Origin of the sequence: Dyella tabacisoli, assembly GCF_003350925.1 — a bacterium.
In the GTDB taxonomy this organism is placed as follows: Bacteria; Pseudomonadota; Gammaproteobacteria; order Xanthomonadales; family Rhodanobacteraceae; genus Dyella_C; species Dyella_C tabacisoli.
Window position 1 is genome coordinate 33,406 of the sequence record NZ_KZ857182.1, and the last position, 12,820, is coordinate 46,225.

Below are 12,820 nucleotides of genomic sequence, written 5' to 3' on the forward strand. Positions count from 1 at the left end.
CCGATGTCAGTTTTTGCACGCGGATCTCGATTCTCTGGAAACGATGCCTTTCCACGAACCGGAGATCTGCAATGAATACTCGCTCACCTACGATGCTGGCCCTGTCACTGCTGGCCGCCAGTACCACGACGTTCGCAATTGACCTCACCCCGCTTAACGTCAATCTGGGCGCCTGGGAGATCACCACCCGAACCAGCACACAGGGCGTACTGGTACCCCCTGAGATGCTGACGCAGATGCCGTCGGCCCAGCGCGCAAAAATTGCCGCGGCGATGCAAGCCCGCTCCGGCAAAGTCAGTACTCAAGTCGACCAGGAGTGCGTCACCCCGCAAGTGCTGCAGGAGAAAAACGCCTTTATCGGAGAGCAGGACGAGAGCTGCTCGCGCACGGTGATCGCCAGCACATCGACCCGGCAGCAGCTACAGCTAAGTTGCCAGGGTGAGCATGCGCGCAACGGCACGGTGACGGTCAATGCATCCAGCCCATCCACGGTGACCAGCGTGGCCGATATCGCTTTTGCCGGCGGCGGCAAGGTGCATGTAGAGATCGATGGGCGCTGGCTCGGCGCCCACTGTGCCGGCGTAACGGACTGATCGCTGGCGCCTTACCGCATTCGAGGCACCTGAAGGCCGTGGCAACCCCGGTCTGCGGGTGCCGGTATGTCGTCGGACGGTGACTTAGACAGGCTCTTACTGGCGCTGTCTTTAGCGACATGTCAGTTGGCAGTGCGAAATCTCGATTACTCCCATGCCGCATTGACGTCGGCTTACTGAATTTGGGGATGATCCATGAATCGCACGACTCACCACCTGACTGCATCGCCAGCGCGCCACAACCCGCTCACTGTCGCGCTGATGCGCGCCATGCGCACGACCAACGAAGCGTACCCTGCCAGACATCACCGGCTCAGCACCTTCGCCTTGAGCATTGTGGCGCTGGCATGCGCGGGCGCCATCGCTCCAGCCTTTGCCACCTGCACTAACTCCTCAGGCAGCTACAACGCAGGCGGTGGCGCTGCGAACTGTACCTATACGTCAGCCATCGGCGGCCTGGCGTTGGCCACCTCCGATTACGGCACGGCGCTGGGGGCGCTTAGCACGGCCAGTGGCGACTACAGCAGCGCATTTGGCGTATTCAGCGACGCCAGCGGCAATTCCAGCATGGCTGCTGGCCATAATGCCGCTAGCCAAGGCGATTTCAGCATTGCTTTTGGCAATGGCAGCTTTGCCCAAGGCAATAGCAGCAGCGCCTTTGGCGATGCCAGCGCGGCCATCGGCGACAACAGCAGCGCCTATGGCACCCAGAGCCAGGCCAATGGCACCAGCAGCAGTGCCTATGGCAATACCAGCATCGCCAGTGGCAGTCACAGCAGCGCCTACGGTTACCTCAGCACCGCTAGTGGGGCCAGCAGCAGCGCTGTTGGCGATAGCAGCATCGCCAGCGGCCTCAACAGCAGTGCATTTGGCGTGTTCAGCACGGCCAGCGGCGTCAACAGCAATGCGGTTGGTCACTTGAGCAAGGCCAGCGGTATTGCCAGCAATGCTTATGGCTTTGGCAGTCAGGCCACTGGCGACAACAGCAGCGCCATGGGCGACAGCAGCCTGGCCAGCGGCGTGACCAGCAACGCCTACGGCAGCCACAGCAGCGCCAGCGGGGCCGGCAGCAATGCCTATGGCGCCAACAGCAGCGCTGCCGGCGGCTACAGCAGCTCGTTTGGCTTCTACAGCAGCGCCAGCGGTAGCTACAGCAGCGCCTATGGTCATGTCAGCACGGCTGCGGGCAACAATAGCGATGCGCTCGGTGCGTTCAGCACCACGCTGGCCGGGGCCGGCTCATCGGTGGCGCTTGGCGCCTATTCCACCGCAACAACCGCCAATACCGTTTCGGTAGGCCACACCACGACGGATATCGATCCAAGCACCCACTCCGCATACAGCAGCGCCCTCACTCGTCGCATCGTGAACGTAGGTGACGGCATTGCGGCTAGCGATGCGGCGACCAAAGGCCAACTGGATCTGGTCAATACGCAAGTAAGCAGCAACACCCAGGCCATCACGCAGATCGATGGTCGCGTCACCACCATCGAAAGCAAGATCGGCAACCTGCAGCAAAACACCGCGCAGTTGGATTACGTCACGGTCGACGGCAAAGGCGACGGAACCGACAAGGCCACCGTCATCAGCAGCTCGCGCGGCGTAGCCATAGGCTCGAATGCCAAGACCGGCGGCGATCATGGCACCGCCATAGGCGGCGACAGTTATGCCGCCGGCCCGAACGACACCGCGCTCGGCGGCAACGCCAAGGTAAACGCCGATGGCAGCACCGCGGTCGGCGCCAACACCGCGATCGCCGCCACCGCGACGAATGCGGTGGCGATGGGCGAGAGCGCCAGCGTAACGGCCGCCTCTGGCACGGCAGTAGGCCAACGCGCGTCAGTGACAGCGGCAAATGCCGTGGCGCTGGGCCAAGGCGCGGTCGCCGATCAGGCCAATACGGTGTCTGTTGGCAGCGCCAGTCAGCAGCGGCGGGTCGTCAATGTGGCCGCGGGCACGGCGGCTACCGACGCGGTCAACAAGGGGCAACTTGATGCGGGCGTGCAATTGGCGATCGACCAGGGCAAGGCCTATACCAATCAAAGCGTGGCCAATGCGGGTCAGCAGCTAGGTCAATTTCGCGATCAGGTGAACGATCGTTTCCGCCAGGTCGATCAGCGCATGGACCGCCTCGGCGCGATGGGCGCCGCCTCGACTCAAATGGCCATCAATGCCGCCGGTGCTACCGGTAGTGGTCGAATTGCCGCCGGTGTGGGCTTCCAGGGCGGCAAGACGGCATTGTCGGTGGGTTATGCAGCCCCGCTAGGGACCCGCGCGCATATCAGCTTCGGCGCTACCGCCAGCGGCTCGGATGCCTCCGGCGGCATCGGCTTTGGCGTGGATCTGTAAACCGTCTCGGATCACGCCCTGCAAAAGGGCGTGATCTGGCCGAAGAGGGAAACACCTAACGCGGCTATTATCTGCACTCTGGATCGTCAGCCCGAACCTTATGAAACCGTACACCAAGGTCATTCCCACCAAGATCCGCCCTGAACTGCGCGAATGGATACTCGCCACGGCCAGTGCCGGCCATGGCGTGCCCGACTTGCTGCGCCTGATGAAAGAATCGGGCTACGACCCGGTGCAGAGTCGGCGCATGGTCTCTGAAGTGCTGAAGATCCCGCTTGCTGCGATGAACGCTTCGACCACCAAGCCGAGCGGACGCCGCCCACGCCACCCCGAAGCGCCCATGGTCGCTATAGACGGCCAAACGATTCGGGTCGCGCTGAGTGTCGATGCGCCGCCATTGCGCGTGCTCGACGGCCTGCTATCGGCCGAGGAATGCACCGCACTGATCGAGCTGGCAAGACCACGCCTGCAGCGCGCCCTGACCGTCGATAGCCATGGTCAGCATCAAGTCGACGAGACACGCACCAGCCAGGGCATGTTCTTTACGCTGGGCGAACTACCGCTGATCCAGACCATCGAGAAACGCCTGGCCGATCTGCTGGACATGCCGGCCGATCACGGTGAGGGCTTGCAGATCCTGCACTATCGGCCCGGCCAAGAGTACGAGCCGCATTTCGACTGGTTCGACCCCACCCAGCCGGGCTATGCCGCGATCACCGCAAAAGGCGGCCAACGCGTTGCCAGCGTGGTGATGTATCTGAACACACCGGACGAAGGCGGCGGCACCGGCTTTCCGGCGCTCGGGCTGACCGTGACCGCCTGGCGCGGTTCAGCCGTCTATTTCGCCTATGAAAGCGGCGACCAGTCCTCGCTGCATGCCGGCCTGCCGGTGCTGCGCGGCGAGAAATGGATTGCCACCAAGTGGCTGCGCGAGCGACCGTTTCAACGCTAAGAGCCGGTCTGGCGCGTTGATGTTTCTGCAACCGCACGCCCTGTGCGCGAAAGGGCGGCGGCGGTATCGCTGCACTGGCGTTTTGCCGACCAGATGGACTCCTACACGGCTTTCGCGTACAGCGGGCGTTCCTACATTTATGGCGTTTTGCCGTATCCTTGTGCGCTTTCCTCTCCCTTTTCTTTCATTTTCAAGGACTATTCATGGGTCTGCATCTCGTCCCCGCCGGTCGTGACGTGCCGAACGAAATCAACGTCATCATCGAAATCCCCAAGGATGCCGAGCCGGTCAAGTACGAGGTCGATAAGCAGAGCGGCGCGATTTTCGTCGACCGCATCCTGTCCACCCCGATGCGCTACCCGTGCAACTACGGCTACGTGCCGGGCACGCTGGGCGGCGACGGCGATCCGCTGGACGCGCTGGTGATCCTGCCGTTGCCGCTGGTGCCCGGTTCGGTGATCCGCTGCCATCCGGTCGGCATGCTCAAAATGTCCGATGAAGCCGGCAGCGACGAAAAACTGGTGGTGGTGCCGGTGGCGAAGATTTTCGCCGGCTACGCGCACATCAAGGACATCAATGAAGTCTCCGGCCATTGGCTGGAGCGCATCGGCCACTTCTTCGAGCACTACAAGGATCTGGAGAAGGGCAAATGGGTGAAACTCGAAGGCTGGGTCGGTGCCGATGAGGCCAAGGCCGAAATCGTCTCCGGCATGGCTCGCTACGTCGCCGATCAGGGCTGATCGCGCTGCATGAGAACGCGGCGCCCCAGGTGGGCGCCGCGTTTTTTTGTGCCTGTTTTTTTGTATCTGGTCTTTAGTATCTGTTTGGGGAAGATGCCTAGGCGATATTTCGCAACAAGCCGCCGATCGCCATTTGCTGTGCCGTGCTGCCGATAACCGAGTCGAATGCATCGGACCCGCTGACCCACCACCACATCACCACACATACCAACAACACCAGCAATGCCAACAGGGTCAGCACACTTCGCAGCAAGGTATGACTGGGGCGGGGCTGACTCGATCGGGCTGAAGTAGCCTGTTCCATCGGGTGACTCCAAGGGCGGGATCAGCGTTTACAACGCACGATCCACACCGATGGCATACAAGCGCGTGAAGATCAGGCCTTGTGATAGACCTCGGCGCCCTGGGCACGAAACTCGGCGGCCTTTTCGGCCATGCCCTCGTCGATCGCCTCGAATGCATCCGTGCCGTGCTCGGCGGCATAGTCGCGTACATCCTGGGTGATCTTCATCGAACAGAACTTGGGGCCGCACATGGAGCAGAAATGCGCCGACTTGTGCGCATCCTTGGGCAGGGTCTCGTCGTGAAATTCCTTGGCCTTCTCCGGGTCCAGGCCCAGATTGAACTGGTCGTCCCAGCGAAACTCAAAGCGCGCCTTGCTCAGTGCGTTGTCACGCACCTGGGCACCGGGGTGGCCTTTGGCAAGATCCGCCGCATGCGCGGCGATCTTGTAGGCGATGATGCCGTCGCGCACATCCTGCTTGTTCGGCAGTCCCAGATGCTCTTTGGGCGTGACATAACAAAGCATGGCGGTACCGAACCAGCCGATCATGGCCGCACCGATCGCCGAGGTAATGTGGTCGTAGCCCGGTGCGATGTCGGTAGTCAACGGCCCGAGGGTATAGAACGGCGCCTCATGGCATTTCTCTAGCTGGCGCTCCATGTTCTCTTTGATGAGATGCATCGGCACGTGGCCTGGGCCCTCGATCATCACCTGCACGTCGTGCTTCCAGGCGATCTGAGTCAGTTCGCCCAAGGTGTCCAGCTCACCGAACTGCGCCGCATCATTGGCGTCGGCAATGCAGCCCGGACGCAAGCCGTCACCCAGGCTGAACGACACGTCGTAGGCCTTCATGATTTCGCAGATATCTTCGAAGTGCGTGTAGAGAAAATTTTCTTTGTGATGCGCCAGGCACCACTTGGCCATGATCGAACCACCGCGCGACACGATGCCGGTCACTCGTTTGGCGGTAAGCGGCACGAAGCGCAGCAACACGCCGGCGTGAATGGTGAAGTAATCCACGCCCTGCTCAGCCTGCTCGATCAAGGTGTCGCGAAACAGCTCCCAGGTCAGATCCTCGGCGACCCCGTCAACCTTCTCCAGCGCCTGATAGATCGGCACCGTACCGATCGGCACGGGCGAGTTGCGAATAATCCACTCGCGCGTCTCGTGAATATGCTTGCCGGTGGATAGATCCATCACCGTGTCACCGCCCCAGCGGATCGACCACACCAGTTTCTCCACCTCTTCGGCGATACCCGAAGACACGGCAGAGTTGCCGATATTCGCGTTGATCTTGGTGAGGAAATTGCGGCCGATAATCATCGGCTCGCTTTCCGGGTGATTGATATTGGCCGGGATGATCGCGCGACCGCGGGCAACTTCGTCGCGCACGAACTCCGCGGTAATCAACTTCGGCAGCGCCGCGCCGAACGACTGCCCCGGATGCTGGCTGCACAGCGCACTGCCCGCCAAAGCCTCGATGCGTTGGTTTTCGCGAATCGCGATGTATTCCATCTCGGGCGTAATGATGCCGCGACGGGCGTAGTGCATCTGGGTGACGTTGGCGCCGGCCTTGGCCCGCAGCGGCATGCGCGTGGCACCGAAGCGGAAGGCCGCCAGTTTGGGATCGACCGCACGTTGCCGGCCGAAGGCCGACGTGAGATCCGCCAATGATTCGACATCGCCGCGCTCGGTTATCCAGGCCGCACGCAACGCCGGCAGCCCGGCCACCAGATCGACCTGATAGTCGGGGTCGGTATAGGGACCGGAGGTGTCGTAGACGGTGATCGGCGGATTGGTTTCACCACCGAACAGCGTCGGTGTCTGTGCCTGGGCGATCTCGCGCAGCGGCACGCGTAAATCAGGGCGGCTGCCTTGAACATGGATCTTGCGCGATCCGGGGATCGGCCGAACAACGGCTTCGGAAAGTTCCTGCGCTGCGCGCGCGAGATCGGAGGGCAAGGCATTCATCGGCGTTCGTCCTGTTGGCTTGAGAAGCCCGCACCGACACAGGTACGGACTCTTGCGGGGTTTTCACCCCAGACGAAGCGATGGTGCCGGGCGCACGCGGCTGCCCCCGTGCGACGAAGCTCCCTACACCGGTGCTAGCCGGATCAGGTTCGAAGGGACTCTCTCAGCCGGCTATCGCCAGCACCCCCGCTTCAACAAGCGCCTATTCAAGCACGAAGCGGGGTGAGCTGCTACTCAACGCGGAAGATAGGCACGCAGGAAAGTATCGACGCCGTCACGCGCGGTCTGCTCCATCTCGGCGGCATAGGAGTGCGGGCACTCCTCGCAGCCGAACATGCGACGCAGCATCAACTCGCCCTTGATTAGCGAAAAGAACTGCACGCTGGCGCGCACTACATTGGTGATATCGAGCTTGCCGTCGTCAACCGCATGCTGCAGCAAACGCTCCATCAAGCCATGCGTGCGGGTGGGGCCTTCTTCCCACATCAATTTGCCGTAGCGGGGATTGCCCTGGCGGCAATCACTGAGGATGGCGCGGAAGGTACCGACATTCTGCGCATCGCAATCGAGATGGATGTGATGCAGGGCGATCCGCAACAACGTCTCGCCGACATCGGCCTGCGGATCGTATTGATAGGTCTCTTCCGGGATCAAATCCTGCACGCGTGCGCGGATCACTTCGCGAAACAGATTGTCCTTGTCGCCGAAATGGCTGTACACGGTGAGCTTGGACACACCGGCCTCGGCAGCCACGGCATCCATGCTGGTGCCGGCAAAGGCATTGCGTATGAACAAAGCTTTGGCGGCTTCGAGAATCGCAGCACGCTTCTCCATGTCCTTCGGGCGTCCAGGCCCTTGCGGCTTGAGTTGCGGAGCGGTGGTCATGCGTACACCTTCACAAATGGCGGAATCGTGTTTATTATACGGGTCGGTACAATTATTTTCCACGAACCTTACCTGAGACTGTCACGCTCAGTTCCTTCGCGGGATTTACCCTTACCAGGTCTTGCGGCCTTGCTGAGTACGTCGCTGGAGTGCCTAGTGTCCGCGGACACCGCTTCCCACATGACTTTCGTCAGTTTAGCGCGATGACTTCCGGCACTTCGTGAAGGCCACGCCAAGCCGCAGGCTAACGTCATTGTCGGAACCAGGCTAAGCGCTTATCCTTTCTGACCTTTTTACGATTTGTACAGGATTTAAGCGAGATGGCGATGAACTTCGAACAGGCGCGGCAAAACATGGTGGAAAACCAAGTGCGCCCCTGGGAGGTGCTCGATAGCCGCGTACTGAACGTACTCAGCAGCCTGCGCCGCGAGGATTTCGTCGCCGCCGAACACCGGCAGCTTGCTTTCACCGATGTATGCCTGCCGTTAGGCCATGGCGAAGTAATGATGAAGCCGGTCATTGAAGGCCGCGTGCTGCAGGCGCTGGACCTCACGCCGACCGACCAGGTGCTGGAAATCGGCACCGGCTCGGGCTTTCTCACGGCCTGCCTGGCCAGCTTGTCGGCCCATGTCACCAGCATCGACATCCATGCCGACTTTATTGCCGCTGCCGGCCAACGCCTGGCCGCTGCGCGCATCAGCAACGTGACGCTGGAAGTGGGTGAAGCCATCGAGGGCTGGCAGCCGAGCGGCTTGTTCGATGCCGTGGCGGTAACCGGCGCGGTGAGCGAGATCCCGCAGCGCTTCCTCGGCTGGCTGCGCCCCGGTGGCCGCCTGCTTGTGGTTCACGGCGAGTCGCCGGCACAGCAGGTGCTCTTGCTAACTCACGAAGGCGACGGCCGTTATCGCGAAGAAAGGCTGTTCGAAACCGACCTGCCTTATCTCGCACATGCTGAACCTGCGCGTCGATTCACCTTTTGATCCTGGTTTTGATCCTGGGCGCCCCGCCCTCCCTGTTCAATACGATTTGATCTATCCGAATGAGGCAACCCATGCGCTTGAAGCTTCTGACCCTTGCCCTGACCCTGGCGGTGCTGCCGCTATCCGGTCGCAGTGAGGACTTGCTGGATGCATACCGTGAAGCGCGCGCCAACAACCCGACGTTGGCGCAATCTGATGCTCAGCGACTGTCCACTGCCGAAGGTATTACTCAGTCGCGCGCGCTGCTGCTGCCGCAACTATCGGCCGGCTTGACGTTCAGCCAGGCCAGCGGCGCCGACAGCAGAGATTCCGCTGGCGGGCATTCGCGTTCGCGCCAGCTCTCGGCCACGCTGAACCAGTCGATACTCGACCTCAGCAAATGGGCCAACCTCTCGGCGGCGCGTTCGCAGTCCGAATCGCAAGACCAGACCTACCAGGCAGCGCTGCAGGCGCTTTATGTGGAGGTCACGCAGGCCTATTTCCTGGTGTTGACCAGCGAAGATGCATTGACCTTCGCCAAGGCCAACGAAGACGCCTACCGGCAGGCTTACGAGCAGGCCGATCAGCGCTTCAAGGTCGGCCTCTCCGCCGTTACCGACGTCTATCAGGCCAAGTCGTATTACGAGAACGCCAAAGCCCAGACCATCGCGGCACAGAACACGTTGAACGATGCGCGCGAAGGGCTGACCCAGGTCACCGGTAAACAGACCGGCGAGCTGAAGAAGCTGCGCGAAGAGTTGCCGATGGATCCGCCCACCCCGAACGACCCGAACACCTGGGTGCAAGAGGCGTTGAAGAACAACCCGAACATTCTTGCGCAGCAATACAACGTCGAAGCCGCCGAGCACACCATCAGCGCGGCGCGCGCCGGCCATCTGCCGACCATCAGTGCCACGGTGCAACGCGGCAAAACAACCGGCTGGCTTGAGAACGGCAACGTCAATCCTCTGAGCAGCAGTGCGCTGGGCAACGGTCGCTACGGCACTACGGCCGGCGTGACGCTGTCGGTTCCGATCTTTTCCGGCGGCGCCACCCAGTCGCATGTGCGTCAGTCGATCTACCAGCGTGACTCCGCGCAAGACGGGCTGGAGATCCAACGCCGCCAGGTCACCCGCAACACACTCAACTACTACCGTTCGGTCGTCGCCGGTATTGCGCAGGTGCAGGCAGCCAAGGCGTCGGTGGACTCAGGCCAGAAGGCGCTCGAAGCGACCCGTGCCGGCTTCGACGTGGGCACCCAGACCATGCTCAACGTGCTGAATGCGATTCAGACATTGACCCAGTCGGAAAGCACCTACTCGCAGACACGGCACGCCTTCATTCTGGACAAGCTGCAGCTCAAGCAGTCGAGCGGCGCGATCGATCTGAAGGATGTGGAAGAGGTCAACGCGCTACTGCAGTAAGCGATAGCGGCGTAGTCCACGCATGAAGAAAAGCCGAGCCTTGCGCTCGGCTTTTTTGTAGCCCGTTTTATGTAGCCGTTTTTATGTAGCCCGTTTTACTGCGGGCTATTCCTGCAATTGCTTGTCGATCAACCCCATCACCCGGCGTACCGCACCACGCTCGCTGTCGAAAACGATGCGTGCGCTGGCGCCCATGCGCGCGCGTCGTTCGGTATCGAGCAACAAGCGCAGCACCTCTTTGCCTAGCTGCTCTTTGCCCTTCACCCGCGCCGCGCCGCCTTCGCGGATCAGCGTCAGGGTGATTTCTTCGAAGTTGAAGGTGTGCGGCCCCACCAGCACGGGGGTCGATAGCGCGGCGGGTTCCAGCACGTTATGGCCGCCGATCGGGATCAGGCTGCCGCCGACAAAGGCGAGATCCGCCGCTGCGTAGAACGGCATCAACTCGCCCATCGCATCGATCACAAAAACCTGATGCGATGCCGACGGCACCCGGTCCGCACTACGCGTGGCTACGGAAAAGCCAAGACTACGCGCGGAGTGCTCGACCATTTTGAAACGCTCGGGATGACGCGGCGCAATCAGCAGCAAGGCATCGGGCAAACGCTTGAGCACCTCCAGATGCGCTTCGAGTACGGGCAATTCCTCGCCTTCATGCGTGCTGCCGGCGATCCACACCGGCCGCAACCGGCCCCATTGTTGACGCAGCTCTTCACCCGCAGGCACGGCGTCGTCGGCAACCGGCATATCGAACTTCATATTGCCGCTGACCAGAATCGTCGCCGGATCGGCGCCAAGCAGACGGTAGCGGGCGGCGTCGGTACGCGACTGCGCCGCGATCAGACATACGCAACTGAGCGCCGAACGCACCAGCCCGCCCATCGGCCGATAACCGCGCAGCGAACGCTCGGACAGCCGCGCATTGACGATCATCAGTGGAATGCCACGGCGCCGGCAGGCGAAATACAAATTCGGCCAGATCTCGGTCTCGACAATGATCGCCATGCGGGGCCGCACACGCTGCAGGAAACGCGACACGGCAAACGGCAAGTCATATGGCAGGTAGACGTGCACCACACTGTCGCCGAATAGCTGCCGCACGCGCTCAGAGCCGGTCGGGGTGACTGTGGTGACGACCAGCGGCGCATTCGGATAACTGTCGCGCAGCGCCTTGATAAGCGGCTCGGCCGCATTCACCTCGCCCACCGAGACGGCGTGTACCCACAAACTGCCGGAGACCGCCGGCGCACTGGGAAAACCGAAACGCTCGCGCCAGCGCCGGTGGTAATCGCGGTAACGCACACCTCGCGCCAGCAACCGCAGCATGATGAACGGCGTTACCAGATACATCGCAAGGGTATAGAGATAGCGCAACGGCTGGCCTTCTGGTCGAACAACGCAGTATAGCGATGCCGGCCATGGGGTCGAGAATGCGTGCGGCTGAGAATAAGAACGCTTAGGAATCAGCCACCGCCCCGCTACAATGCGTTCGATGCCCGGTACGCCTCGCCCTCACTTCACTCGCTCCCTGCTCTCCCCACTGCAATGGCCGGCCTGGCTGGGCGTCGGGGTGACCTGGCTGATTGCGCGGCTGCCCTATGCCGCGCTGATGTGGCTGGGACGGCGGCTCGGCGATTTGGTCCTTTACGTCAACTCGGCCCGGCGCGATGTCGCCGAAACCAATATCGCACTGTGTTTTCCCGAGCTTTCCAAGGCTGAGCAAAAGGCGTTGGTAGATGCGCATCTACGCGATATCGGCCTGATGCTGATGGAATTCGCACTCGGCTGGATGGGCAGCGACCGTGCCGTGGCGCAAGTACCGGTGACCATCGAGGGGCTTGAACACCTCGACGCCGCGCGCGCGCAGGGCAAGGGCGTGCTGCTGGTGGGCGGACATTTTTCGCATCTGGAGCTGTGCGCACGGCTGGTTTCGCAACACATTCGCATTGCCGGCATGTACCGGCAAATGGATTCGGCGGTGTTCGAATGGGCGGTGCTGCGCGCCCGGCTGGATTATGCCGACGCCATGTTCGACAAGGACGATATTCGCGGCACCGTGAAATACCTGCGCCAGGGCGGCACGCTGTGGTACGCGCCAGATCAAGACATGCGCAGCAAGGACAACGTATTCGTGCCGTTTTTCGGCGTGCCTGCGGCCACCATTACCGCCACCCACCATCTGGCACGCATGTCCGGCGCAAAAGTCATTCCGTTTTTTCATCGCCGCCTGCCGGACGACCGCGGCTACGCCATGCGCCTGGGCGCACCGCTGGAGGATTTCCCCAGCGCGGACGCGTCGGGCGACACCGCCCGCATCAATGCCAGCATCGAGCAGATGGCGCGCGAAGCACCCGAGCAATACCTATGGGTGCATAAACGGTTCAAAACGCGACCAGACGGCGAAGCACCGATCTACTGAATCCAATCGGCGAGGCATCGGTCGGCATGGCGATCAGTTGGGTTATCCGAAACCCCTGTTCAGTACCCTGGGGCGGGCCAGACCCATTGCGTTAACAAGCACTTAAGCCACTCGACAGCCTCACGACAGCCAAGCCGGGTAAAAAAGTGCGGTGACTTAACCTGCTCCATCCAGTTGATCCACCGCCCCTCATACACGTCTCGTTTCCGCCATCGGGCTAAGCGCTTGTCGCCGACCGGAAGTGCGGA

Annotated in this window: 11 protein-coding genes and 1 riboswitch; of the genes, 7 read left to right on the plus strand and 4 right to left on the minus strand. The window is 61.7% G+C overall.

What is annotated here, in order from left to right:
- The first annotated feature begins 71 nt into the window (after positions 1-71).
- The 4 genes from DVJ77_RS17735 to ppa all read left to right on the plus strand — a co-directional run bounded on the left by DVJ77_RS17735 (position 72) and on the right by ppa (position 4,634).
- Positions 72-593, plus strand: coding sequence for a DUF3617 domain-containing protein (locus DVJ77_RS17735; protein ID WP_162791554.1), 522 nt, complete (start codon positions 72-74; stop codon positions 591-593).
- A 195-nt stretch (positions 594-788) separates the two neighbouring features.
- A complete protein-coding gene (locus DVJ77_RS17740; RefSeq protein ID WP_114846863.1) occupies positions 789-2,942 on the plus strand; it encodes a YadA family autotransporter adhesin in 2,154 nt (717 codons plus the stop codon).
- Between the two features lie 100 nt (positions 2,943-3,042).
- A complete protein-coding gene (locus DVJ77_RS17745) occupies positions 3,043-3,894 on the plus strand; it encodes a 2OG-Fe(II) oxygenase (protein WP_114846864.1) in 852 nt (283 codons plus the stop codon).
- A gap of 203 nt (positions 3,895-4,097) precedes the next feature.
- Positions 4,098-4,634 carry an inorganic diphosphatase gene (gene ppa, locus DVJ77_RS17750; RefSeq protein ID WP_114846865.1) on the plus strand — a complete coding sequence of 179 codons (537 nt, stop codon included), beginning with the start codon at positions 4,098-4,100 and terminating at the stop codon, positions 4,632-4,634.
- A gap of 97 nt (positions 4,635-4,731) precedes the next feature.
- Here the strand turns inward: ppa and DVJ77_RS17755 are convergent, their stop codons facing one another.
- The 3 genes from DVJ77_RS17755 to DVJ77_RS17765 all read right to left on the minus strand — a co-directional run bounded on the left by DVJ77_RS17755 (position 4,732) and on the right by DVJ77_RS17765 (position 7,773).
- Entirely contained in the window at positions 4,732-4,938 is a 207-nt protein-coding gene (locus tag DVJ77_RS17755; protein ID WP_114846866.1) for a hypothetical protein, read from the minus strand.
- Positions 4,939-5,010: 72 nt separating this feature from the next.
- Positions 5,011-6,888 (minus strand): phosphomethylpyrimidine synthase ThiC, encoded by a 1,878-nt coding sequence (thiC, locus tag DVJ77_RS17760; protein WP_114846867.1) that lies wholly within the window; start codon positions 6,886-6,888, stop codon positions 5,011-5,013.
- Positions 6,889-6,991: 103 nt separating this feature from the next.
- Positions 6,992-7,086: riboswitch (TPP riboswitch) on the minus strand.
- A gap of 36 nt (positions 7,087-7,122) precedes the next feature.
- The gene (locus DVJ77_RS17765) at positions 7,123-7,773 is read right to left on the minus strand and encodes a TetR/AcrR family transcriptional regulator (RefSeq protein WP_114846868.1); all 651 of its coding nucleotides are present in this window, start codon (positions 7,771-7,773) and stop codon (positions 7,123-7,125) included.
- A gap of 320 nt (positions 7,774-8,093) precedes the next feature.
- Between DVJ77_RS17765 and DVJ77_RS17770 the strand changes: the two genes are divergently transcribed.
- The gene (locus DVJ77_RS17770) at positions 8,094-8,753 is read left to right on the plus strand and encodes a protein-L-isoaspartate O-methyltransferase family protein (RefSeq protein WP_114846869.1); all 660 of its coding nucleotides are present in this window, start codon (positions 8,094-8,096) and stop codon (positions 8,751-8,753) included.
- 71 nt (positions 8,754-8,824) lie between these two features.
- A complete protein-coding gene (locus tag DVJ77_RS17775) occupies positions 8,825-10,156 on the plus strand; it encodes a TolC family outer membrane protein (protein WP_114846870.1) in 1,332 nt (443 codons plus the stop codon).
- A 105-nt stretch (positions 10,157-10,261) separates the two neighbouring features.
- Here the strand turns inward: DVJ77_RS17775 and waaA are convergent, their stop codons facing one another.
- Positions 10,262-11,527 carry a lipid IV(A) 3-deoxy-D-manno-octulosonic acid transferase gene (gene waaA / locus DVJ77_RS17780; protein ID WP_114846871.1) on the minus strand — a complete coding sequence of 422 codons (1,266 nt, stop codon included), beginning with the start codon at positions 11,525-11,527 and terminating at the stop codon, positions 10,262-10,264.
- 109 nt (positions 11,528-11,636) lie between these two features.
- Here waaA and lpxL point away from each other — a divergent pair, with 109 nt between their 5' ends.
- Complete coding sequence (lpxL, locus tag DVJ77_RS17785; protein ID WP_114846872.1) at positions 11,637-12,572, plus strand: LpxL/LpxP family Kdo(2)-lipid IV(A) lauroyl/palmitoleoyl acyltransferase; 936 nt, start codon at positions 11,637-11,639, stop codon at positions 12,570-12,572.
- Positions 12,573-12,820: the final 248 nt, after the last annotated feature.

Bases quoted from the DNA above. Each gene is read 5' to 3' on its own strand.
- DVJ77_RS17735 (WP_162791554.1), top strand. From the start codon at position 72: ATGAATACTCGCTCACCTACGATGCTGGCCCTGTCACTGCTGGCCGCC.
- DVJ77_RS17740 (WP_114846863.1), top strand. From the start codon at position 789: ATGAATCGCACGACTCACCACCTGACTGCATCGCCAGCGCGCCACAAC.
- DVJ77_RS17745 (WP_114846864.1), top strand. From the start codon at position 3,043: ATGAAACCGTACACCAAGGTCATTCCCACCAAGATCCGCCCTGAACTG.
- ppa (WP_114846865.1), top strand. From the start codon at position 4,098: ATGGGTCTGCATCTCGTCCCCGCCGGTCGTGACGTGCCGAACGAAATC.
- DVJ77_RS17755 (WP_114846866.1), bottom strand. From the start codon at position 4,938: ATGGAACAGGCTACTTCAGCCCGATCGAGTCAGCCCCGCCCCAGTCAT.
- thiC (WP_114846867.1), bottom strand. From the start codon at position 6,888: ATGAATGCCTTGCCCTCCGATCTCGCGCGCGCAGCGCAGGAACTTTCC.
- DVJ77_RS17765 (WP_114846868.1), bottom strand. From the start codon at position 7,773: ATGACCACCGCTCCGCAACTCAAGCCGCAAGGGCCTGGACGCCCGAAG.
- DVJ77_RS17770 (WP_114846869.1), top strand. From the start codon at position 8,094: ATGGCGATGAACTTCGAACAGGCGCGGCAAAACATGGTGGAAAACCAA.
- DVJ77_RS17775 (WP_114846870.1), top strand. From the start codon at position 8,825: ATGCGCTTGAAGCTTCTGACCCTTGCCCTGACCCTGGCGGTGCTGCCG.
- lpxL (WP_114846872.1), top strand. From the start codon at position 11,637: ATGCGTTCGATGCCCGGTACGCCTCGCCCTCACTTCACTCGCTCCCTG.